This is a genomic window from Mycobacterium sp. Root135, assembly GCF_001426545.1.
In the GTDB taxonomy this organism is placed as follows: domain Bacteria; phylum Actinomycetota; class Actinomycetes; order Mycobacteriales; family Mycobacteriaceae; genus Mycobacterium.
In genome coordinates, this window is the sequence record NZ_LMEZ01000001.1 from 1,396,279 (window position 1) to 1,419,310 (window position 23,032).

Below are 23,032 nucleotides of genomic sequence, written 5' to 3' on the forward strand. Positions count from 1 at the left end.
GGTCATGACGGAAACTGTGTCATCGCTGCCGCGTACAGCGTGTAGGGATTGCCGAGATCGGCGTACGTCGCCAGCATGGCGTCCACGACGCCGGCGGGTGTACCCGCCTCGGTGACGGCGCGGTCGAAGTCGTGGAGGTACTGGCGGGATTGGTCGAGGATGCGGTGGGCGTCATCGTCGGGTGCCCCGGGGTCGCGGTGCCCGGCGATGATCGTCCGCGGTCTCAGTGCCTCCAATGCGTCCAAAGACGCCAGCCATCGGGCGCGACTCTCGGGCGTCGACCCCCACAGCCACATGTGGACGCCGTTGTAGGCGATGTCCCCGCTGACGACGACGTCCAGGTCCGGGACGTGGACGACGGTTCCGGTGACGCCGTCGGCGCCGCCGACGGCGATCAGTCGCAACGGGTGGCCGTCGAGGTCGACGGCGTCGCCGGAGTATGCCTCGGGAACGGTTGCCGTCGTGTCGAATTGGCCGTCGAACCACGAATTCCAGGTGGCAATCGACGCGTCGGTCGTCTGCAGTCGAGCCTCGTCGACGACCTCGGGCCGCGACACCAGGCGGGCCGCAGGGAACCGAGCGAGCAGCGGCCCGGCGCCGAAGAAGTGATCGGCGTGGCCGTGCGTGACGTAGACCAGGTCGAGGTCCGCCGCTGTCGTCTCCGGCACCCACCGGGCCAAGCGCTCACCCTCGGAGGTGGTCAGCAGGGCGTCGACGAGCACCGCGGTACGCGGTCCGCTGATCAGCGTGGCGGTGGTCGCCGGCCAGGTGGCCTGCCGGCTCGGGTCCCAGCCGGTGACCCCGCCGTGCGAGATTGGCTTGTAGTCCGACGTGAAGACGTCGAGGGTCAGCGCTTCGGGGGTGCTCATCGCAGGAAGCGGTCGACTTCGTGGGCGAAGTCCTCGACGTGCTGGAAGAGAAACCCGTGGCCGGCGTCGCTGTAGAGCACGACCTTGGCGTCGGGCAGCTTCTGCGACATGACGTACGTGGCATGGGAGTTGATCATCACGTCGTGGGCGCCGTTGGCGACCAGGACGGGCAGCGTCAGCTCACCGAGGCGGTCGTAGAATCCGGCGAACGTGGCGACGGCGGTGAGTTGGCCACGGTAGGTGTCGTCCTGAACCGCGGCGCCCGACGCGTCGAGCCGAACGTCCAAGCGCCGCAACGACGCCAAGCCAGCTGCCCTGGCACGCTCGGTCTCCGGGAAGAACAGGTGCAGGTAGTCCTCGTCGTCGTTGACGGCGTGGGTGAGGATCTCGCCGACCTTCGCCGAGGGCTTGGGCTGGTCGGGCACACCCGCCGGCGTGCTGCCGGCGACGATCAAGCGGCGCACCAATTCTGGCGCACCGAGGGTGATGCCCTGAGCGACGATGCCGCCGAGCGACCAGCCCATGACGTCGACCCGGTCGAGACCGAGCGCCCGGATGAAGGCGATGCCGCCCTCGGCGAGCCCGCCGACGGTGGTCGGCGCGGTGCCGGTGGAGGCGTTGGTCCCCCGGTTGTCGAAGACGACGACCTCTCGCGTGGCCGCGAGGGCGTCGAGAAGCTCGGGGTCCCAGTGGTCGACGGTTCCGCGCAGCCGCATGCAGAGCACGAGCGGCACGTCGCCGCCCGTGCCGAAGCGGCGGTAGTGGAAGCGCTCGCCGAGGGGTCCGTCGACGTAACGGTCCTCGGCCTGGGCCGAGAGAAGGCTGGACATGCTGGAGTCCCTTGTTAGTCGACCACGAGGTCGGTGAGTTCGATGGAAACGACGAGTTGTTCGGGGATCGGGTGGTTGTCCTGGTCGCGGACGTAGATCATCCGGGTACGCGGTATGACGACGCCGTCGACCTCGTCGAAGTCCGAGACATAGTGCGCTGCAGGCGATCCGCCTGCGATGTCGACCTGGTAGTCGCGGCGCCGGATCAAGCCGTCGTCGTCGACGTAGAGCACCTGGTGCGGGCTGTGGGTGGCGACGGTGTCGGGGTAGTCCACGTGCAACCGTCGCCACCGCTTGCCGTCCTCGGTCCACGGCTCGCCCTCTTCGGTGTGTACGCCGGGCAGCAGCAGGTTGAACGGCTCGACCGTGTACGTCCACATGGCGTATCCGGTGAAGTAGGCCAGTTGCAATGTGGTCCAGGGTGTTTCGAGGGCATGGCCGTCGAACGAGGAGCGCGGGTCCTCGAGTGCCTCGACGACGTCGCCGTCCAGCGTCTCGATGCCCACCCGGTCCGGGGTGTAGGCGGTCTTGAGGTCGGGCGCGGTGAACGGTCGCAGCGAGGTGCGCTGGTCCTTCACCCACACCGTGACCTCACCGTCGTCGACGATTCCCGGGACCTGTTTGATGTCCCAGATCGCACCGCCGAAGCGCTTGTGCGCGCTGATCGACGTCAGTTGGTTCCAGCGGTCGCGGCCCCCGTAGGCCTGCAGCGTCTTGGTGAGTAGGTCTGTCATGACGAGCCCTTCAGCGTCCGAGGAACTGGCGGATGTGATGGCCGAAGTCGGCCGGGTATTGGTCGAGGAAGCCGTGGCCGGAGTCGGGATAGATGCGCAGTTGCGCCCCGCGGATCCGCTCGGCGAGCAGGTGGCTGTTCTTCGTCGACATCATGGTGTCGTTGTCGCCGTTGGCGACCAGCGTCGGCTGCGTGATGGCCGAAAGCCGTTCGAGCTTGGAGCTTTCCGGAATCCCCCATGTCATCAGCGCCTGATACTGGGCGTCGCGGCACGCCAGCGTGGTCTCGGGGTCGCGGTCGTCGGTGCGGGCATGGGTGCGGGCCAGGTACTCCCAGCCCCGCTGGACGCTGGTCTCGGAGCCGGAGAAGAACAGCGCCAGGAAGTTCTCCGGGGTGATCCCGTCGCCGCAGGCGTATTCGTAGACGTCGTCGGACCAGCGGTGCAGATCCGGGGCGCCCTGCGGTGCGGTGCCTGCCAGCACGAGGCGGCGAGGCAGCCGGGGCCGCACCAGGGCAATCTCCTGGGCGATGTGCCCGCCAAGGGAAAAGCCAAGCACGTCAATGGTCTTGAGGCCCAGGGCGTCGACGAATCGCAGTGCGTCGCGGGCCATGTCTCCGACGTCGACCGGCGTGGTGCCCGTGGATCCTCCAACGCCGGGCAGGTCGACGGTGATCACTTCCCGGTCGGCGGCGAGGACGTCGAGCAGCGCGGGGTCCCAGTAGTCGAGGTTGCCGCGGAAGTGTTGCAGCAGCACCAAGGGCGGAAGGGACGTCGACGGTGTGCCGAAGCGTCGGTACGCCAAGGTGTCACCGGCGACGTCGACGCGCAGGTTGGGCGCGTCCGCCGTGGTGGTGCGTTCAGTCGTAATCGTCATACGACGACGATGACGGGTCACGCCCGCGGCGGGTATCCGTCAGATGACTGTCGTCGAGCGCGCTAGGTGGTGGTGCGGTCCACCAGGGTGACGTCGGAGGATCGCACGCGTTGACCGTCCCGGCGGCGGAATGCGACACCGACGGGCTCGCCGGTGTCGGCCTCGACGAAGCGGTAGTCGCTGCTGTCGGCCCTGGCGCGGTGCACGTGTCCCCACTGCCCGATCGCGGCGACGACGGAGATCAGGTCCTGCCCCGCGGTGGTCAGCACGTACCGGCTGCGCCTGCGGTCACCGGCCACCTGGTAGTCGACCACCTCGAGGACGTCGGCGGCCACCAGCTCGCCCAGTCGGGCGCTCAGGACGTCGGACGCGACTCCGAGCTGTTCGCGGAACTCCGAGAACCGGGATCGCCCCAGGAACGCCTCGCGAAGGATCAGGATGGCCCACGGTTGCCCCAGAACCGACATCGTGCGCGCGATCGGACACACGTTCTCAGACCAGGCGTCACGTCGCATCTCCGCATCCTAACTGGGTTGGCACGCCAAACTCAGCTCTGGTAACTTCGGCCAGGTGACAGTGGGCCGGGCGACCGAACTCGCCGAGGTCACCGAGTCGCTCGCGGCGGTCTCCACCCGTGGGGCGGCACTGGTCGTGGACGGCGACGCCGGGATCGGCAAGTCAACGCTGCTCGACGCGGCCACCCGCTGGGCCAGCGTCAACGGGTACGGCCGGCTCGGCTGCTCCGGGGTGCAGAGCCACACCGAGATCGGGTTCGCCGGGCTGCACGAACTCGTCCATCCGTTGCTGACCGACGTCTCCGCCCTGCCACCACGCCAGAAGTCGGCCCTGCTGACCGCCTTCGGGCTCGCGGACGGTCCTGCGCCGGACCGGCTCCTGGTCGGCCTGGCGGTCCTCGGACTTCTCGAGGAAGCGGCCAGTCGCCGACGCCTCCTGCTGATCGTCGACGACGCCCAGTGGCTGGACCAGTCGACCCTCGACGTGCTGACCTTCGTCGCCCGCCGGCTGACCAACGCCCCGCTGATGATGCTGTGCGCCGTGCGAACGCCGCTGGACGGTTCGACACCGCCGCTGGACGGGTTGCCCCGCCTGTCGTTGGGGCCGCTCCCCTGCGACCAGGCCGCCGAGCTGCTCGCCACGACGCTGGAGGCGGCGCCTCGGGTGGTCGACGCCTACGCCCGACGGCGCGTCCTCGAACAGGCCGACGGCAATCCCCTTGCAGTCATCGAACTGGCAGCGACGCTCGGCGAGCACGGCGCCGACGGCGCGCTCTTCGCCGGCGAGCCACTGCCAACCAGCCGTCGCGTGGAGCGCGCCTTCCTGACCCAGCTTGAGACCCTGTCCGACCAAAGTCGGCTGCTTCTGCTGCTGATCTCGGCCAGCGACGGCCTCGTCACCGAAATCGACGGCGCAGCAACGTCTCTCGGAATGAACTTCGCCGAGACCCTCGTCCCGTTGGAGGCGTCCGGCTTGATCGCGCTGCGCGGGGGCGTCATTCGGGTGCGCCATCCTCTGATCAGGTCCGCCGCCTACGGCGCCGCAACACTGTCGTCGCGGTCGCTGGTGCACCGGGCATTGGCCGGCGCGGTGACGAATCCGACCAGCGCGGCCTGGCATCGGGCCGAGGCGGCGTTCGGGCCGGACGAGCACGTGGCCGCCGACCTCGAGCGGGCCTCGGATCGCGCCAGGGCCCGCGGTGCCGGCGCGGAGGCCGCTGCGGCGTTGCGGCGCGCGGCGATCCTGACCCCCGACCTGGACCGTCGCGTCGAACGCTTGGCCACCGCCGCAGACGTGGCGCGCAGTGCGGGTCTCATCGAGGAGGCCATCAGGATCCTGCAGGAGGCCGAACCGCTCATCGCGTCGGGCGCCGTCGACGCCCAGCTGGCGATCACCCGGTTCGTCCTCAACGCGACCGCCGCGATCCCCGGGCCGGCGGCGAGCGAACTGGTCTCGCTGGCCGGCAAGCAGGTCGACGGTGATTCGCGGCAGCGGGAACTGTTGTGGGCGGCGGCAATCGAATGCCGAATGCACGGCTTGTCGGAAGAATCGCGCCTGGACGTCGTCGCCGCCATTCGACGCGTCGCCGATTCTTCGGACCCACTGCTCACCATCGGTCTGGCGTTGGTCGACGACGTCGGCCACGGCGCGCGAATTCGAGCGGGACTGCCGCAACTGATCACCGAGGTCGAAGACCAGCCGCTGCTCTTGCTGTCGCTGGGGATGGCCGCCGAGGCGGTCGCCGATCGGGACAGCGCACTGCGCTGCTACGGCCACGTGCAACGGCTGGCTCGCACGAGTGGCTCACCGGCCAACGAGTGCGAGGGGTTGCGCGGTGAAGCGAACATTCTGTTGACACAGGGCAGGATTCGGGCGGCCGCGACGAGCGCGGAGAACGCTCTACACATGGCCGAGGCAATGAATCTTCCAATGACGTCCGGGTCGGCCGCGGCGATTCTCGCCCGGGCCCAGGCGTGGCAGGGGCAGCAGGAGCGGGCGCGACACACGCTCGACCGTGCCCGCCGATGGTTGGCCGGGGACCCCACGATGCTGTGGCACGACGACGTCCACTGGGCAGCCGGCTTTGCGGCGCTGTGCGAGGGGAACCACGCCGAAGCCGTCGACCATCTGTCGAAGATGTCGCTACATCGCACCAGCAAGCGCTGGGCGATCGCCGACGTCGCCGAGGCGGCGGCCGGGTGCGGCCGCCAGGAGACGGTCCGAGCACTGGTCGCCGACACCGCGGAGCAAGCCAAAGCGCTTGGTGTGCAAAGCTTCCTGGTTCACCGAGCCCACGCGCTGGTCGCTCGGACCGACTCCGAGGCCGACGACCACTTCACCGCGTCGCTGGCCGCCACCCACGGCCCCGCAGCCGACCTGGAGGTGGCCCGCTCGCATCTGCTCTACGGAGAATGGCTGCGTCGCCGCCGTCGCATCGTGGATGCCCGTGCGCACCTCTCGGTCGCCTTCACCGCCTTCGACACCGCCGGGACGACGCCCTTCGCCGACCGTGCCGCGCGTGAACTGCGTGCGGCCGGCGTCGCCGCGTCGCCGTCTCGGGCCGGCAGCGGGGCGGCGGGCATCCTGACTTCCCAGGAACTGCAGATCGCCCATCTGGCCGCCTCGGGCATGACCAACCGGGAGATCGCCGACCGCATCTACCTGTCGCACCGCACCGTGGCGGCCCACCTGTACAAGGTGTTTCCGAAGCTGGGGATCACGCGCCGCAATCAGTTGCCCGCCGCGCTCGGCGACCGCGCCGACGCGGCCGTTGGCCCCGAGCGATGATCCACGCCTACCCTGGGTAGCCGCACTAACCAACGTGCCGTCATCCAGGGAGTGTGCAGTGAGTACCCGAGAACGATCCGTGGTTCGGCCGAAGGCGCTGCCCAGTGCGGGTGTCGTCATCGCGCTGCTGGTGTTCTCCGCATTCGTCATGATCCTCAACGAGACGATCATGAGCGTCGCGCTGCCCGTGTTGATCGTCGACCTGGACATCGCCGCCCGAACCGCGCAATGGCTGACCAGTGGTTTCCTGCTGACCATGGCCGTGGTGATCCCGATGTCGGGATCGCTACTGCAGCGCTTCCCGGTGCGGAACATCTTCATGGCGGCGATGTCGCTGTTCTGCGTGGGCACCCTGGTCGCGGCGCTGGCACCTGGTTTCACCGTTCTACTGGGCGGCCGCATCGTGCAGGCATGCGGTACCGCCGTCATGGTGCCGCTTCTGATGACGACCGTCATGAAGCTGATCCCTGCCGACCGACGCGGGCAGACCATGGGCACCATCTCCATCGTCATCGCCGTAGCACCCGCCGTTGGGCCTACCCTGTCCGGTTTCATCCTCGGATCGTTGAACTGGCGGTGGATGTTCTGGATCGTGCTGCCCATCGCGTTGCTGGGGCTTCTCGCCGGGTGGATGTGGCTGCGCGTCGCCGACGACCGGGAGCATCCCACCCCGATCGATCCCGTCTCGGTGCCGCTGTCGGCGATCGCGTTCGCGGGCTTGGTGTTCGGGCTGTCCGAACTGGGGGCCTCCGGTGCCGACGGCCCGGCAGTTCCGGCGTGGGTGCCGCTCTGCGCCGGTGCGGTCGCGATGGCGTTGTTCGGCGCGCGGCAGCTGCGATTGCAGCGGGTCGACCGCGCGTTCCTCGATCTGCGGCCGTTCACCTACCGCCGGTTCTCGGTGTCGGTGGCCCTGGTGGTCATCGGTTTCACCGGGCTGTTCGGCGCGATCATCATGGTGCCGCTCTACGTGCAGGACGTGCTGGGCAAGAGCGCGTTGATTGCCGGCCTGACGAGCCTGCCCGGCGGACTGTTGATGGGCCTGGCGGGGCCCTTGGTCGGGCGAATATTCGACCGGCACGGCGCTCGACGACTCGTCGTCCCCGGTTCGATCATGCTGTTCCTGTCGCTGTGTGGATTCGCAACGATGTCCGCGGCCACGCCGGTCTGGGAACTCGTCGCGCTGCAAACCGTCATGATGGTGGGACTGTCGGCAATGTTCACCCCGCTGATGACGGACGCGCTCAGCGCACTCCCCGACCGCTTGTACTCGCACGGCAGCGCCATCATGACGACCCTGCAACAGGTCGCCGGCGCCGCGGGCACCGCGTTGTTCGTGACGGTGATGGCCAAGGCGTCGACCTCAGGTGGCGCGCCAGACATGCCCGGCGTGCACGCCGCCTTCGTCACCGCGGCGGCGATCGGCGCCGTCGCCGTCGTGCTGTCGTTCTTCACCGCGACGCGCCCGTTGCCCGCTACCGGTACCCCGACGCACTAGGAGGGTCCATCAGGCCTCGAGTCGCGACTCTTCTAGGTCGAGATCTCGAAGGATGCGGTTGAAGGTCTCATTGGACAGCCGCCCCTCCCGGCGCATCGTCAGGAGCGCGTCCCGCTGCGCCTGCAAGACCAGCCGCACCATCTCCTGGTACGCCTGCGACCGATCCTCGTAGCCGTCGTCTTCGATCTTGCCGAGTCGGGCGGCAAAGCGGCGGGCCCGGTAGTCGTAGACGCCCCGCATGCGTTGAGTGGTGTCGTCCCTGGTCCACTCCTCGGCGCCGAGCGCGTCGATCTGGGACAGCGCCGCCTTGGCGGCTACCAACCGGGCTCTGATCTCTTCCTCGGTGTCCGGCTCGTCGTCGTCCGAGTCGAGGCGGCGGACCAGGGCGGGCAGCGTGAGCCCTTGTACGACGAGGGTGAAGAAGATGACCGCAAATGTCAGAAACAGAATGAGGTCGCGCTGTGGAAATGCCGATCCGTCGCCGACGGTGAGCGGGATGGCCAGCGCGACGGCCAGCGACACCGCTCCACGCATGCCGCTCCAAGCCATGATCATTCGCCATGACGCACTGAGGCGCCGCTGCGGAGACCCCGACCCACGGTCGACGACGCCGGTGATCGAGGGAACGGCGAAGAACCATGCCAGCCGAATGAGCACCACGGCCGCCGTCACGACTAGGGCGTACCCGGCGAGCGCGCCAACTGGATAGTCGTCGAGGCCCGCGACGATCGTCCGAAGCTGGAGCCCCGTCATCACGAATAGCGTTGCGTTGATGAGAAAGTCGACGATGTCCCAGACGAAATAACCCTGCAGTCGTGGCCGGGCGTCGAGCACCTCCGGGCTGCGAATCGCCATGACGATGCCGGCGGCGACCGTCGCGAGCACGCCCGACGCGTCGACGGCCTGGGCCGGGAGGAACGCCGCGTAGCCGGTGAGCAACGAGATGGTGACGCTGATCTGCGGGTCGCTGATGTGCCGACGGACCCACGCCGACACCAATCCAACCGCCACGCCAATGGCCACACCGGCGACCACCCCGAAGACGAATCGCAGGCCGGCCTCGGCGAGCGAGAACGCCCCCGCGACAGTGGCGGCGACCGCAACGCGATAGGCGACCAGCGCGGTCGCGTCGTTGAACAACCCCTCGCCCTCGATGCTGCTGACGAGCCGGCGGGGGGCGTTGAGTCGGTGCATGATCGTCGCGGCCGCCACCGGATCCGTTGGAGAAAGGATGGCGCCCAACACGAACGCGGTTTGCCACGACATCCCGGGGATCATCGCGTGCGCGGCCGCCGCGACACCGGCCATCGTGACGAGCACCAGAACCACGGTGCTCAACGTCAAGCCACGAAGGTTGGTTCGGAAGTCGTCGAAGTTGGCGTAGATCGCCGATTTGTACAGCAGTGGCGGCAGGAACAACGCGAGAACGAGTTCCGGGTCGAGCGTGATCTCGGGCAACCCGTGGATGAACCCGATCGCAGCACCCCCGATGACCAGCATGATGGGGTACGGCACCGAGAGCCTGCAGGCCAGCGCCCCCAGTGCCGCGACGACCAGCAGCAATCCGGTGACGAACACCTCGACGTGGTTCACGGCATGCCCCTTTCCAGCGATCCGGCAAGGTCTTCCTTGGCATCATCGTGCACGCGGCATTGAAGCGCTCGGAACAGCCAGATATCGCAGGCCCTCTGAGGGACGGCGACACCCGATGGCCGGGTCGAACCCACGGAATCACGTTCGCGGACAAGCGCTATCGCGGCCCGTACGCCCCCTTCCCATGACGGATGTCGGCATCAAACTGTCTCTAGGCAGACCTGTAGCCAGGCATCAGCCAAGATCGCGCGGTCCGGAGAGCTGGACGGACCCATGCCGAAGTGCACCCCGCGAGCCAGGCAGGGCAGCGGGGTGCACCTCAGGTTCTTTGGCCAGCGCCGTCCCCTTCTAGGAGATCGGCACCGCCGCCTAGTAGATGTTCGACGGGCGGACCATGCCCTCTGCGAGGTCCCCGAACCCGGGGGCCATGATCGAGCCGGGTTGGCCGATGATCTCCTCCACGATCGCGGTCTCCGTCGTGATCAGCAGTGCGGCAATGGATGCCGCACTCTCCAGCGCCGCGCGGGTGACCTTGAACGGGTCGATGATGCCCTCGTCGAACATGTCGCCGTATTCGCCCGACATGGCGTTGAAGCCATGTCCGAGCGGGAGGTCGACGACGACGTCCACGACGTCGTCACCTTCGAATCCCGCGTTGATGGCGATCCACCGCAGGGGCTCGGCCAAGGCGCGGCGCACCACGTCACGCCCGACGGCCTCGTCCCCGACCAGCTCCGTCATGCTCAACGCGCGGTGCGCCTGAGCCAGCGCGGTGCCACCGCCGGCGACGATGCCCGCCTCCAGGGCGGCCCGGGTGGCCGCCAGCGCATCTTCGACGCGCAGCATGCGTTCCTTGAGCTCCACGCTCGTCGCACCGCCGACGCGGATGACCGCGACCCGGCCGGTCAGCCGTGCGATGCGGACGTCGAGCATGTCCTGATCGGCGTCCAGCTTGGCGCGCTCACGCTGCATCTCGAGTTGGGCGACTCGCGCGTCGACCATGTGCTGCTCGCCGTGCGCTCCGATGAGGGTGGTGTCGTCCTCGGTGGCGGTGACCCGGTCACACGACCCGAGGTGTTCGCGCGTGATCTCGCTGAGTTCGATGCCGGTGTCCTTGGCGATGACGTGCCCGCCAAGCGCCACCGCGAGGTCCTCGAGCTCGGCAACGCGACGATGACCGAAGCCGGGTGCGCGCACGACGACCGACTGCATGGTCTTGTGCATGTTCCCGCCGACGAGGAGTTGCAGCGCCGGACCGTCGACGTCCTCGGCGACGACCAGCAGCGGTCGATCAGCGCGCTTGGCCACCTCGATGGTCGGCATGATCTCTTGAACCTGGCTGATCTTCTTGTTGGTCAACAGGATCAACGGGTTGTCGAGCACGGCTTCCATGCGCTCTTGATCGGTGATCATGTAGCCGGAGATGTAGCCGTGGTCGAATCCGATGCCGTCGACGACGCTGACGTCCATGCCCGGGACGTCGCTTTCGTCGGTGGTGACCACACCGTTCAGTCCGACGTGCTCGATGGCGCGGGAGATGACGTCGCCGATGGCCTCGTCGTCGCTGGCGGCCAGGGAGGCGATGCGATGCAGATCGCCGACCCGAACCTGAACGGTGTTCTCGCGCAACGCCTCGACGACGACCGGAACCGCACGTTCGATGCCGCGTCGCACCCGCATCGGGTTGGCCCCGGCCTCCACCGCGCGCAGCCCCTCCCGCACCATGGCCTGCGCGAGAACCGTTGCGGTGGTGGTGCCGTCGCCGACCCGTCCGTTGGTCTTCATCGCCACCTCCTTCACCAACTGGGCGCCCATGTTGGCGAACGGGTCGCGCAGCTGAATCTCCCTGGCGATCGTGACACCGTCGTTGGTGATGGTGGGCGGACCGGTCAGCTTCTCGAGGATGGCGTTGCGGCCCTTGGGTCCGATGGTGACCTTGACCGCGTCGGCGAGGGCGTTGACGCCCTGCTCGAGCCGGGCACGGGCGTCTGAGTTGAAGCGAAGTTCCTTGGCCATGGCGATGAATTCCTTTTCGGTTGAGGGGTATGTCAGGGGGTGAGGATGGCGCGGGCGCGGTCGCCTATCAGCACCCTGCTGTTGGGACAGTTGCTCAACCCGATCGCAAACCGGCAACGCAGAAGTGCCACCTTCTCGCCGCCCTCGGGTAGGTCGCGCAGCAGCAGGTGCCCAATGCGGTCGACGTCCATGGGTTTCTGCCTCAGCAGTTCCGTGATGGCTCGTTCCATCGCCGCGGCGTGCATAGAGAGCCAGGACGACTCGTCGTCGACGGAGCATTCGTCACGTGCGTTCATGATGGGCTGTTCCTTCGTGGCGAGACTGTGACGGGCTACCGGGAGATGACGACCTTCAAGGCGTCGTGGGTGTCGGCATTGGCGAACACCTCGTACGCGTCGACCATCTGGTCGAGTTGGAAGGAATGGGTGCCGAATGCTCCGGCGTCGATCTTCCCGTGCGCCAACAGTTCCAGGAGGGTGCCCACCGTGGTTCCGTTGACCAGACCGGTCGTCAACGTGATGTTCTTGATCCACAGGTCTTCCAGGTGGAACGTCACCGGCTTTCCGTGAACACCGACGTTGGCGATGCGACCGCCGGGACGCACCAACTCGGTGCACACGTCGAACGTCTCGGGTATGCCGACGGCTTCGATGGCGACGTTCGCGCCGAGGCCGTTGGTCATCTCCAGGACACGCGCCCGAACGTCTTCACGCTCACTGTTGATCGTCATGTCCGCACCAAACGAGATCGACCGCTTGAGCCGGGACTCCGAGATGTCCACGGCGATGACCGTTGCGGCACCGTACAACCCGGCCGTCTTGATCGCGGCCAGCCCGATGGGCCCGGCGCCGACCACCACGACCGAGTCCCCCGGCTTGACGGCCGCATTCTGCACGCCCATTTCAAAGCCCGTGGGAAGGACGTCGGCCAGGAAGATCGCCTCCTCGTTGGTCACCGTCTCGGGCAGCACGTGCACGCTGGTCTCGGCATACGGCACCCGCACCAGCTCGGCCTGAGTGCCGTCGACCAGGTGACCGAAGATCCAGCCGATCCCACCGACCGTCGCACAGTGCGACGGCATCGCGGAGCGGCACGGTCCACATTTGCCACAGGTGGTGATGGCAGGCACCAAAACCCGGTCGTCAACCTTCAAATCGGTTACGGCCGAACCTATTTCGGTGATGGTTCCCACGGCCTCGTGTCCAAGGACGCGCCCGGCGGTGACCGCCGGGACGTCGCCCTTGAGGATGTGGAGGTCGGTCCCACAAATCGTCGTCGTGTCGACGCGGACCACGACGTCGGTCGGGTCGACCAACTGCGCGTCTGGAACGTCGGTCCACGACTTCGAACCCGGGCCGTGGAACACCAGCGCCTTCACGAAGATTCGCCCGACGTCGCGGTGAGGTCGAAGCCGATGTACTCGGCGGCGTCCTCGGGGCTGGCGAACAGGATGGTCTTGTCGTCGAGATGCACCATCCGTCCGTAGTGCGTGGAGCTGATCTCCTCGAAGATCGAGCCGTCGAACTCCTCGCCGAGGGCCTCGGTGAGTTCGTCGTAGTCGAAGTTCAGCAGCTTCACACCGTCGACGCGGATCATCGACGGGTATTCGGTGAGTTCGACGCCTTCCTTGGCGCCCATCACCTCGGCGACGACACGGCCGATCGGCGTGTTCATCAGGGTGACGCCGCACATGTTGGAAAACTCGGTGGCTGAGCCGAATTGCATGGTCACTTGGACAACTCCTCGGGGATGTCGAGCTCGATTTCTTGCAGCAGGGCGGTGAACTTGGCGATCGCGGCGTCGAAGCTGGAGGCGAAGGTCACCGCCTTGTCGGCCGGAGTCGACCAGATCGGTTGCAGCGCACGGGCGGCCTCCAGGCAGCGCGGCACCCAGATGTCCAGCCACTCGGCGAACAGGGCCTTGTTCGCGGCACCGAACTCTTCGTCGCGGGTCAGCAGCCGGAACAGGTTCCGGGTGTAGTTGAGGTCGCGGTCGTAGTCGTGCTCACCGGTGCCCACGATGGTCGGGGTGATGTAGTCGCCGTTGCGGGCCGCGATCTGCATGACCAGCTCGCTGCGGAACAACGAACCGACCAGCTGTTCGAAGACGATGTTGGTGGCGAACAGCAGTTGGCACCAATCCCCCACTGCGGTCAGCTCTTCGACGACCTTGCGGATCGGCTGCCACTCGGGCGCCTCCTGCCACACCGCCTTGTGGGCGCTTCCGTCGAACGCGTCGGTGGCCTCGGAGAGGTCCAGGTTGAACAACGCGAGGTCCTGGGCGAAGCGCATCTTGTGTGCGGCGTTGACGGCCACCGCGGTGTTGATCATGTTCGTCGGACCCGATCGCTGGATGGAGGTGAAGACGTGCAGCGCCAGCCCGTTCTCGGCGTGCATCCACGCTCCGACGTTGCGTTCGATGAAGGTCAACCAGGCCGAGTTCCAGCTGTCGTACACCCGCGCCCGCTTGGCGTTCTTGAGGCACAACTCGACCTGACGCACGACCGCGGCGTTGTTGCGGAAGATCGTCTGATTCCATTCCTCGTTCGGGTCGAGGAACGCGTGCCAATTGGAGGACTTGGCGGTGGTCCAGTCCTTGGGGTAACCCCCGGGGCCGTCACCGAAGCCGTAGACCCAGCCCTGGCTGAGGTGACGGTCGGGGTCGGGCTGCACGTCGACGGTGACGTCTTCGTACATGGTGGCGCGCAGCTTGGCCGGCTTGAAGTAGGAGTAGTTGCGGCTCTTGGAACTTGGGAACACCTTGGCTCCGGCTTCGGAGTCGGTGAACTCGATCTTGGGAAAGCTGCGTTCCTTGGGCTTTTCGGGGGCTGACATCAAAATTCCTTTCGGGTGGGCTGTCTACTGATCGAAGAGCGGGCTGGTGAAGCTGTCGTAGAAGACTTGGTCCTTGGGGACGGAATTGGCCTCGAGGAAGACCAGCGCCGCGTCGACCATCGGCGGCGGGCCACAGAGGTACACCTCGGTCTTGGCGATCGCCTCTTCGTGGCGGGCGACGACGTCGGTGACCATGCCCTCCTCCACCGTGACACCGTCGTGCACGGTTCCCTCGGCGGATTCCGACAGGCAGGCGATGAACCGGAAGTCGTTGAGCCCCTTGACCAATTCCAGAATCTCGTCGAGGTAGAACAGATCGGTGGCGGTGCGTGCGCCATAGTAGAACCGCACCGGCCGGGTGTTCTCGGTTTCGTGCATGTGGCGCAGCAGCGACAGGATCGGGGCCATGCCTGCGCCGCCGCCGATGCAGACAACCGGAAGCACGTGGCCGTCCTTGAGCGTGAACGAACCGTAGGGGCCGGTGATGGCGATCTCGTCGCCGACCTTGACGTCGCCGTCCAGCAGCGCGGAGAACTTGCCGCCGGGGTACTTCTTGATCAGGAACTCGACCTGATCGGTCGACGCCTGCGTGGTGGCCATCGAAAAAGAGCGGTGCTCGTCGGTGCCGGGGATGTGCACGTCGGCATACTGGCCGGGCTTGAAGTCGAACTTGCCGGGTTCGACCGGCTTGAGCCGCAGCGACACGATGTCGCGCGTCATGGCCTCCACGGCCAGCACCTGGGTGCGGACGTCCTGGATGGGGATCCCGCCGAGGAGCTCGTCCTCGTCGAAGTTGAGCAGCTCAATGGTGCAGTCGCTGAACGCATGTGAGCGGCACAGCAGCACGAAGCCGTCGTCGACCTCGGAGTCGTTGCAGGCGAAGGTGGAGTAGTTCTCCATCTGAATCTCGCCGTCGAGAACGTAGGACTTGCAGGCCGAGCAGCGGCCTTCGCGGCACCCGTGCATGAGGTGGATGCCCTGGCGGAAGGCGGCGTCGAGAATGTTCTCGTCCTCGTTGACTTCCATCTCGAGGTTGACGGGCTCGAACGTGATCTTGTGTGAATCCGCCATGAAGGCTCCTTTGCGGGGATTTGTGGAGTGTGAGCCGCGGGGAGCGCGGCTCACACTCCACAAATCGTGTGGATTAGACCGTTGCGCCGGCGCGGTAAGCCGCGACGTGTGCTTCGCGTTCGGCGTCCGACATCTGGTTCAGCAGCACGTTGGGGCTGTTGAACGTGTTGCCGCGCACGTCGTCCAGGGTCCACATCTTCGACGGATCCAGGTTGAGGTGCGGCTGACCGACGAGTGTCCTTCCGTCGTCACGGACGTAACCGAGATCGGAGACGATGTCGGCGAGGTCTTTGCCGTGGTGCAGCGTCTCCCACTCACGGAAGCCGGTGAGACGCCCCATGTTCGGGGTGTCGCGGCCTTCGTACTCGCTACGGAAGGCGACGGCGTCGGTCCAGTAGCAGGTCTCCGAGCAGTACGTCTTCCACTGCCCGTCGACCTTCTCGACGATCATGTCCTCGCGGATCAGTGCGGGCACCATGCACGTCCAGCAGCGGTGCGGGTACTCGTAGCCGACCTCTTCGAACGCGATGGGCTTGTTGCGGCCGGGGTAGGCGAGGCGGTTGTAGGCCTCCCACCACTTGCCGTACTTCGAGTACCAACCCGGGTACTTGTGCTCGAACCACTCGAAGTCGGTGTCGGTCATCGTGTCGATGCGCCAGTAGTTGACCGGCCAGCCGGTCGCGAAGAACCGGGCGACCTCGTGCACGTAGCCCTTCTCGGTGATGCGCTTCCACGCCTCCTCGACCAGGTCGTGCGGGATGGTCAGGCCGTACTTCTCCAGCGGCAGAAGGTAACTGCGGTAGTAGTCGTCGTAGATCCAGCGTCGCCACATCTCGGCGTAGCTTTCACGGTCCTTGCGACGGTCCTTGGTGCCGTATTCGATGAACGTGCCGATGGCGGCGTCCACCACGCAGTGGTTGTTCCACCAGGCGTAGCGCAGATCGCGCTCCAGCAGCGGACGGTTGCGTTCGTCGGCCAACGCCATCAGCAGGATCGAGTAGCCGTTGGAGATGTGCCGGGACTCGTCGGACTGCACCGAGTGGAACACCGTCGGCAGCAGGTAGTCGCCGTTGGCCGCCGCCTCGTCGGGCATGGCCACGAAGAGGGTGTTGGTGAAGGCGGTTTCGGCGACGACGGTGAGGTAGATGTTCGCCGCGGTGATCGCGTCACCGGTGATGAACCCCTCACCGAACTGCCTGCCGATGGTGCCCGCGTAGTTGTTCGCGAAGGCCTTCTCGGTCATGTCGAACCCGGCCGGGTCGATGTAGTTGTTCATGTACAGCTTCTTGAGATTCATCTGAATCGTCGAGTGCCGTACCTCGTCGATCATCTGCACGGCCAGCCCGTTGTGGATCTCGGGGTTGGGTACCGCGTCGATGGCCATCGGCATCGCCCGCGCCGCCGAGATTTCGGGGAACGGGATGATCGACAGGAACAGCTTCTGCCATTCCAGCCAGCGCTGCTGCACCTGCCGGAACATGTTTCCGCGGATCGCGCCGTCCATCGCGCCGTAGACGCGGTTGTCCTTCTCCTCCTCCATCGAGAAGTAGGACCGCATGATCTGCTTGAGCGGATCCTTCTTCGGAGCCTTCTCGAAGGTGTAGTCGGTGCCGAAACGGGTGGCCGGCGTGGCGAACGTCGGCTCCCAGGTCAGTTCACTGATCTTCGCGTGTGCCTTGGTCAGGCTTTGTCTACTCAACGTGAGTCTCCTGATAGATGGGCCAGTCATCCGCCGGGCTGGGGACGACGCGTCACCGATGGAACCCTGTGACGAGCCCCATATGGGTCTCACTTTGAGACTCAGATCACATCGGCGTGAGCAGCACCCGACGCCGGCCCCCGCGGCGGACGAGAAATCTCAAAATGAGACGCCATGACCTGCGATCGTCCATAGACTTCGATGCAGCCCAAAGCAGGACCGAGGTACAGCCACCGTGGTCAAAGATGACGACATCGTGCTAGACGCCAGCCGAGCCCGAGAACAGTTCCTAACCGCCGGACCGTTGAACGAAGACGCCGTAAGGCCGAACGTGCTCAGTTCGTGGCGCCGGTCGCGCGAGCTCCACGTCCACCCCGACCGTGTCGAGTTGCCCTACCTGCGTGACCCCGACACCGACACCCCGCTGGCACATGCCGCGGCACCGATTCTGCGGCGCATCGCCGACGATCTCTCCGAGCAGGCGGTGAGCGTCGTCCTGACCTCGGCCGACGGCCTCATCCTCGACCGAATCGCGCCGAATTCCACCATCGAGCGAATGCTCGACGACGTGCGCCTGGCACGGGGATACAGCTACGCCGAGGAATTCGCCGGCACCAACGGCATCGGAACCGCCCTGGAGACCGGGCGGCCGGCGTTTATCCAAGGCAGCGAGCACTACGTAGGAACCCTGGGTCGCCTCGCATGTGCCGGCTCGCCCATCCGCGAACCCATCACCCGGCGCATCGTCGGCGTCATCGACCTGACCTGCTGGGCGGACAAGGCCGATCCGCTGCTCTTCGTCCTCGCCAAGAGCGCGGGCAGCCAGATCGAGGACCGCATGAATGCGGCGAAGAACGAAACCGAGACGGCGTTGCTCGACGCCTATCTCAAGCAGAGTCGTCGCTATCCCGCCGGAGTCCTGGCGATCGGTGGCGACGTCGTGCTGATGAATCCCTACCTCCGCCAAACGCTCGACGCGGCCGATCAGACGGTGCTTCTCGACCATGCGGCGGACATGACCCGCGCCTCGTTGACGTCGACCACCGTCGCCTCCCTGCCCAGCGGTGTGTCGGTGAAGATATCGGTGGCCGACCGCATCGCCGTCGGGATCCGCAACGACAGCGTGGTGTTCCACGTCTCGGTGCACGTCACCGCGAGCACCCCGGTCCGAGGAGGCGGCCAGTCGGTGCCCGGTCTGGCCGGGCGAAGCAGCTCGTTCCGCCGTAGCTGTCAGCAGGTCGAACGGTGCTACCGCGACCGGGAATGGGTGGTGCTCGAAGGAGAACGGGGCTCGGGGAGAACGCAACTCGGGCAATCGGTCGCACAGTTCGTCTCCCCCGAGCGCAGTGTCGCCATCCTGCGCGAAGACGACTTCGGCAGCGCCGACGACTTCGTCGCCGCGTTCGAATCGGAGACCGACTCCTCCGACTTCGCGGTCATCGTCGCCAACGTCGACGAGCTCGGCGACGAGGTGCTCGAGCCGCTGGCCGCCGTGATGCAGGCGCGCGCGGGCCGAGGGTGGATCGCCGCCACGACGAGCTCCGAGCGGAACTCACCACTCGTGGACGCGCTAGTGCTGCCGTTCTTCACCCACACCGTGACGATCCCGGCCCTGCGCCACAGGATCGAAGATCTCGAACAACTCGTCCCCATGCTGCTTGCGGACCTGACGCCCGGGCAGGCCCGCCTGGACTCCGCGGCGATGCGGCAGCTGAGCCGGCTGCCGTGGCCTGGCAACATCGCACAGTTGCGTAACGTATTGGCGCAGACGGTAACCCGTCAACGCTCCGGCGTCATCGGCATCGACCAGCTCCCCAACGAGTGCCGCTCGGTGAGCAGGCGCAAGCTCACCCGCCTCGAAGCAATCGAACGCGACGCGATCGTACGAAGCCTCTCGGAGAACGACCGCAACAAGGCCGAAGCCGCGAAGGCCCTCGGCATGTCCCGCGCGACGATTTACCGCAAGATCAAGGACTTCGGCATCGACGTGTGACCGCGGTCTAGTACACGCCCTTCGCCCGTAGGTCGGCGAGCATGGCGGTCGCACCCTCGATGATCTCCGCATCGGGACTGCGGAAGCGCGTTCCCAGCCGGTGGACGGCGGCGTCGACGCGCTGAAGAAGCGCGCGAAAGGCGTCCCCGGCGGCCACGGCATAGCCGGCGGCCGCAGCCACCTGAGCTTCATCGGAGTACCGCGTGATCAAGGCCGCCAATTCACGCGGTACCTCCTCGGCCTGCTCCTGCACCTTCAAGATCAGGTTCAGCGTGAAGTCGCGGTCGGGCACGAACGACGACTTGCCGCCGTTCAGTGCGACCTCCAGCACGTGGTCGATCTGATAGAGCGTGTCGATGGTGCTCTCGACGGACCCGGCGCGCGACCGCACTTCGAACGGCGGGACGGGAATCGTCAACAGCTGGGTCGACACTTCGGCTCGCGCCCACCGCTCCATGTCACGGGCGTGCTCCTCCCAGCGGGCGACTTCGGCGGCGGCAGCCTTCTGCGCGGCGTCGGTCTCGGCTTCGGCAACTTCGCGCGCGGCGGCCACGTCAGCGGTCGCCTTCCCGCGCGCCGCCGCCACCTCGGCGGCCGCCTCCGAGCGCACCTTCTCCAACTCGTGGCGCACCCGCTGCACGGCTTCCTCCGCCGTCGCCCGCTCGGCAGCCCGCTCGGCGCTCCGTTCAGCGGCACGTGCCTCCGCCGCTCGAGCCTTCTCCTCGGCTGCCGCCACCTCGGCCGCCGCATCGGCGCGGGCGCGCTCGATCTCGGCGTGCAGTAGCTGGGCGGCTTCCTCGCCGGCCGCTCGTTCGGCCGTCCGCTCGGCGCTCCGCTCGGCGGCACGCGTTTCCGCGGCGCGAACCTTCTCCTCCGCCGCAACCGCCTCCGCCGCCGCAGCAGCGTGGACCCGTTCGACTTCCGTTCGCGCCTGCAGGGTCGCCTTCTGATCGGCCGCCCGCTCCGCCCTGCTTTCGGCGTCCTTGCGTGCGGACTCCGCCTCCACCGCGCGGACCCGCTCACCCGCAACCGCGGCAGCGCGGGCCGATTCCTCGGCTTCGGCGCGCGCGAGCGAGGCCGCCGCCTCGGCGTCCAGCCGGCCCTGATGCGCCACGCGCGCCCGCTCCTCGGCCACGCTGCGCAGATGATCGGCCTCGACGACCTGCATCGCGAGCGACCTGCGAGGTACGGGTGTCCCGTTGCGCTCACGGTGTCGAACCAGGTCACGCTCACTCATCGCAGCCAAGGCGACCGTTTCGGCGCGTGGCTGCATCCCCAGCCGCTCGGCGGTTGCGACTGCGTCCGCCGCCGCGCGTCGCGTCAACGTCGCCCACCGGTCGACGTCGAGGTCCTCGATGTGTTGACGAGTAGTCGTCATCGGCGTCGACGACCTCCACTACTTTCCCGTACCGGTTCGGATTGCGTTGGAAGGGCGGTTGTTTCAGGCTCTGACGTCGGCGCGGTAGTCGCCGCGACGTCGGACACCGGACCTGCCTGCTGTGCCAGCACCAGCACCAGCTGCTCCTGGTAGACCGCCACCGCCCTGGCCAGGGTCTCGTCGCCGAGCCGGTCGGCGTCGCGGAGCAAACCACCCAGCAGCTCCAGGGTCACCGCGGGCCCGAGCCCGAGGGTGGCGCCCTCGCTCACCGCGGGCTCGAGCCCTGCGTTCTCGACCACCCACTGCCACCGCTCCCACGCCAGAGCCTTGTCCGCCTCGTCGCGGGCGCGATCGTGGCGGCGGTCCTGCTCGTCACGCCGCTGCTCGAATCGCTGACGGGCTCGTCTCGACGAATGGAGGACGGCACCGCCCGCGACGATCGCGGCCACCAATGCCATGAGCCCGGCAAAGCCAGGCGAGACGACGAAGTCGCGCACCGGAAGATCTCCCAAAACGCCGATAGGCGGCACGTACTGCACCGTGTAAGTCTCGCACTGCTTCGCCGGTGCGGTGACGGCAATCCCGGTGGCAACCGCTCGTGGACCGAGGCGGCGCGCCACCACCCGACGTGCGATGCTGGCGACCGTGATCCCGCCGAAAGCCCCATGGATTGGGCTCGCCGCGTCGCCGATTGCGGCCGTCGCACTCCTCGCCGGTTGCGCCGGTCAACCACCGGTGTCGTCGCCAGTCGGCCTGCCGACGGCCGCCACCACGACGACCACACCCACGACGACCGCCGCCCCGAAGCCCTACGACTATCGCGACCTGCTGCTGCAGCCCCAAGACATGGTGCTCCCCAACGCGGGCTACTCGGTGCCTCAGCCGGCGACGCTGAACCCCTCGGGCATTCCGGGTGCCGAGGTGATGCTCACGAGCAATGACGGCACGAACGCCGTGGGAACCACGATCGTCCTGCTCGACGAGGCGTCAGCCGCACCCGTCGAGCTTCCGAAGGCGATCGCCAACCTCAAGACCGTCACCTCGAGCGAACCTCCCGTGCCGGTCCCCGTCGGAGACGCCGGGGTCGCGGTCAGCGGCGTCACCCCCGACGGCACCAAATCGGCCACGGCACTGGTCTTTCGGCAGGACCGGGCGCTCGTCCGCATCGACTTCTACTCCACGCTCGGGGCGGTGACGCCGCTCGACACGGTGATCGACATCGGACAGAAGCAGACCGTTGCCCTCAGAGCGGGCCTGCCCGCCGTCGACTGACGGCGGCGTCGTCGCTCACGTAGCTGGACCGATATTTGTGCGGCGGGACTCCGACGGCGCGGACGAAGTGGTGGCGCAGCGAGGCATGCGAGGCGAATCCGGACTGCTCGGCGACGCGGTTCATCGGTAGCGTCGTCGATTCGAGCAAGTGGCGCGCGCGGTCGACCCGCATCTGCAGCAGCAGCGTCAGCGGAGTGGTTCCGAGTTGATCGCGGAAGTGCCGGTTGAGACTACGCACGCTCATCGAGGCGTGGCGCGCGATGCCCTGAAGATCTAGGGGCTCGAACGCGTTCTCCTGCATCCACCGAATGGTTGCCCGAAGCGGCAGCGAATCATCTTGTGGCACCGTCGACTCCACGTACTGGGCTTGCCCTCCCGCGCGCCAGCTGGGCAACACCAACCGCCTGGCGGTGCGGCCCGCCAGTTCGGGTCCGGCGTCCTGACGGATGAGGTGCAGGCACAGGTCCAGGCCAGCGGCCACGCCGGCAGAGGAAAGGATGCGTCCGTCGTCGACGAACATCGCGGCAGGGGTGACGTCGATCTCGGGATGGCGTCGCGCCAAGTGGTCGGCCCACTGCCAGTGAGTGGTGACCCGTCTCCCGTCGAGAAGTCCAGTGGCGGCGAGGACGAACGCCCCGACGCAGATCGCGCCGATGCGCGCCCCGCCGTCGAATGCCGCGCGCAGCGCCTCCAGAATCACGGGAGCGGGCGGTTCGAGGAAGTTCTTGGTGCCCGGCACGATGACGACATCGGCGGTGGCGACTTCCTCGAGGCCGAACGGTGTCCGGATGTCGACCGCACCCCAGTCCGTGGTCGTGCTGAACGCACGGTTCTCGGCGCAGATGCGGACGTCGTAGCGCGGCTTCTCGCACCCGAGTTCGGCCAACGCCACGTTGGCCATCCCGAACACCTGCCCGGGAATCATCAGCTCGAAGCCGAGTACCTGCTCGCTTCCCAGGACGCAGACGATCATGTGGCCAGATCTTAGCGACATGAGGCTATCTGGCCACTCGCCATTGTTGCCGCGGCACCGCACAGTTGGGTCAGCACGCCATCGACGAGAGGCCCCAC

20 protein-coding genes are annotated in these 23,032 nt (G+C 67.1%); 4 read left to right on the forward strand and 16 right to left on the reverse strand.

Annotated features, from left to right (window positions below; all coding sequences use genetic code 11):
• Positions 1-2: 2 nt before the first annotated feature.
• The 5 genes from ASD37_RS06765 to ASD37_RS06785 form a co-directional block, all read right to left on the reverse strand.
• Positions 3-869 (reverse strand): MBL fold metallo-hydrolase, encoded by an 867-nt coding sequence (locus ASD37_RS06765; protein WP_056549321.1) that lies wholly within the window; start codon positions 867-869, stop codon positions 3-5.
• Positions 866-1,699, reverse strand: a complete 834-nt coding sequence (locus tag ASD37_RS06770) for an alpha/beta fold hydrolase (RefSeq protein WP_056549323.1) — start codon at positions 1,697-1,699, stop codon at positions 866-868. Before ASD37_RS06770 ends, ASD37_RS06765 begins: the two co-directional genes overlap by 4 nt.
• 14 nt (positions 1,700-1,713) lie before the next feature.
• Entirely contained in the window at positions 1,714-2,433 is a 720-nt protein-coding gene (locus ASD37_RS06775; RefSeq protein ID WP_056549325.1) for a hypothetical protein, read from the reverse strand.
• Between the two features lie 10 nt (positions 2,434-2,443).
• Positions 2,444-3,307: an alpha/beta fold hydrolase gene (locus ASD37_RS06780; RefSeq protein ID WP_056549327.1), complete on the reverse strand. Its 864-nt coding sequence runs from the start codon at positions 3,305-3,307 to the stop codon at positions 2,444-2,446.
• A 62-nt stretch (positions 3,308-3,369) separates the two neighbouring features.
• Positions 3,370-3,822, reverse strand: a complete 453-nt coding sequence (locus ASD37_RS06785) for a helix-turn-helix domain-containing protein (RefSeq protein WP_056549329.1) — start codon at positions 3,820-3,822, stop codon at positions 3,370-3,372.
• 55 nt (positions 3,823-3,877) lie between these two features.
• Between ASD37_RS06785 and ASD37_RS06790 the strand changes: the two genes are divergently transcribed.
• Entirely contained in the window at positions 3,878-6,610 is a 2,733-nt protein-coding gene (locus tag ASD37_RS06790; protein WP_235567981.1) for an AAA family ATPase, read from the forward strand.
• A 58-nt stretch (positions 6,611-6,668) separates the two neighbouring features.
• Complete coding sequence (locus ASD37_RS06795) at positions 6,669-8,105, forward strand: DHA2 family efflux MFS transporter permease subunit (protein WP_056549333.1); 1,437 nt, start codon at positions 6,669-6,671, stop codon at positions 8,103-8,105.
• 9 nt (positions 8,106-8,114) lie between these two features.
• Here the strand turns inward: ASD37_RS06795 and ASD37_RS06800 are convergent, their stop codons facing one another.
• The 8 genes from ASD37_RS06800 to ASD37_RS06835 form a co-directional block, all read right to left on the reverse strand.
• Positions 8,115-9,698 carry a Na+/H+ antiporter gene (locus tag ASD37_RS06800; RefSeq protein ID WP_056549335.1) on the reverse strand — a complete coding sequence of 528 codons (1,584 nt, stop codon included), beginning with the start codon at positions 9,696-9,698 and terminating at the stop codon, positions 8,115-8,117.
• Between the two features lie 369 nt (positions 9,699-10,067).
• Complete coding sequence (groL, locus tag ASD37_RS06805; protein WP_056549337.1) at positions 10,068-11,714, reverse strand: chaperonin GroEL; 1,647 nt, start codon at positions 11,712-11,714, stop codon at positions 10,068-10,070.
• A 32-nt stretch (positions 11,715-11,746) separates the two neighbouring features.
• Positions 11,747-12,010 (reverse strand): hypothetical protein, encoded by a 264-nt coding sequence (locus tag ASD37_RS06810; RefSeq protein ID WP_056549339.1) that lies wholly within the window; start codon positions 12,008-12,010, stop codon positions 11,747-11,749.
• 35 nt (positions 12,011-12,045) lie between these two features.
• Positions 12,046-13,092: a zinc-binding dehydrogenase gene (locus ASD37_RS06815; RefSeq protein ID WP_056549341.1), complete on the reverse strand. Its 1,047-nt coding sequence runs from the start codon at positions 13,090-13,092 to the stop codon at positions 12,046-12,048.
• The gene (gene mimD, locus ASD37_RS06820; protein WP_056549343.1) at positions 13,089-13,445 is read right to left on the reverse strand and encodes a propane 2-monooxygenase effector subunit MimD; all 357 of its coding nucleotides are present in this window, start codon (positions 13,443-13,445) and stop codon (positions 13,089-13,091) included. Before mimD ends, ASD37_RS06815 begins: the two co-directional genes overlap by 4 nt.
• Positions 13,442-14,548, reverse strand: coding sequence for an aromatic/alkene monooxygenase hydroxylase subunit beta (locus ASD37_RS06825; RefSeq protein ID WP_056549345.1), 1,107 nt, complete (start codon positions 14,546-14,548; stop codon positions 13,442-13,444). Before ASD37_RS06825 ends, mimD begins: the two co-directional genes overlap by 4 nt.
• A 24-nt stretch (positions 14,549-14,572) precedes the next feature.
• A complete protein-coding gene (locus tag ASD37_RS06830) occupies positions 14,573-15,619 on the reverse strand; it encodes an FAD-binding oxidoreductase (protein ID WP_056549347.1) in 1,047 nt (348 codons plus the stop codon).
• Positions 15,620-15,692: 73 nt separating this feature from the next.
• Positions 15,693-17,318 (reverse strand): methane monooxygenase, encoded by a 1,626-nt coding sequence (locus ASD37_RS06835; protein ID WP_056549349.1) that lies wholly within the window; start codon positions 17,316-17,318, stop codon positions 15,693-15,695.
• 331 nt (positions 17,319-17,649) lie between these two features.
• Between ASD37_RS06835 and ASD37_RS06840 the strand changes: the two genes are divergently transcribed.
• Entirely contained in the window at positions 17,650-19,311 is a 1,662-nt protein-coding gene (locus ASD37_RS06840; protein ID WP_304438702.1) for a sigma-54-dependent Fis family transcriptional regulator, read from the forward strand.
• 7 nt (positions 19,312-19,318) lie between these two features.
• Here the strand turns inward: ASD37_RS06840 and ASD37_RS06845 are convergent, their stop codons facing one another.
• Positions 19,319-20,689 carry a hypothetical protein gene (locus ASD37_RS06845; protein ID WP_056549353.1) on the reverse strand — a complete coding sequence of 457 codons (1,371 nt, stop codon included), beginning with the start codon at positions 20,687-20,689 and terminating at the stop codon, positions 19,319-19,321.
• Entirely contained in the window at positions 20,686-21,186 is a 501-nt protein-coding gene (locus tag ASD37_RS06850) for a hypothetical protein (protein ID WP_082570011.1), read from the reverse strand. Before ASD37_RS06850 ends, ASD37_RS06845 begins: the two co-directional genes overlap by 4 nt.
• A gap of 148 nt (positions 21,187-21,334) precedes the next feature.
• Between ASD37_RS06850 and ASD37_RS06855 the strand changes: the two genes are divergently transcribed.
• Entirely contained in the window at positions 21,335-21,961 is a 627-nt protein-coding gene (locus ASD37_RS06855; RefSeq protein WP_156720725.1) for a hypothetical protein, read from the forward strand.
• On the opposite strand, the gene ASD37_RS06860 is transcribed toward ASD37_RS06855, so the two are convergent.
• Positions 21,933-22,934 carry a GlxA family transcriptional regulator gene (locus ASD37_RS06860; protein WP_056549356.1) on the reverse strand — a complete coding sequence of 334 codons (1,002 nt, stop codon included), beginning with the start codon at positions 22,932-22,934 and terminating at the stop codon, positions 21,933-21,935. The genes ASD37_RS06855 and ASD37_RS06860 overlap by 29 nt on opposite strands.
• Positions 22,935-23,032: the final 98 nt, after the last annotated feature.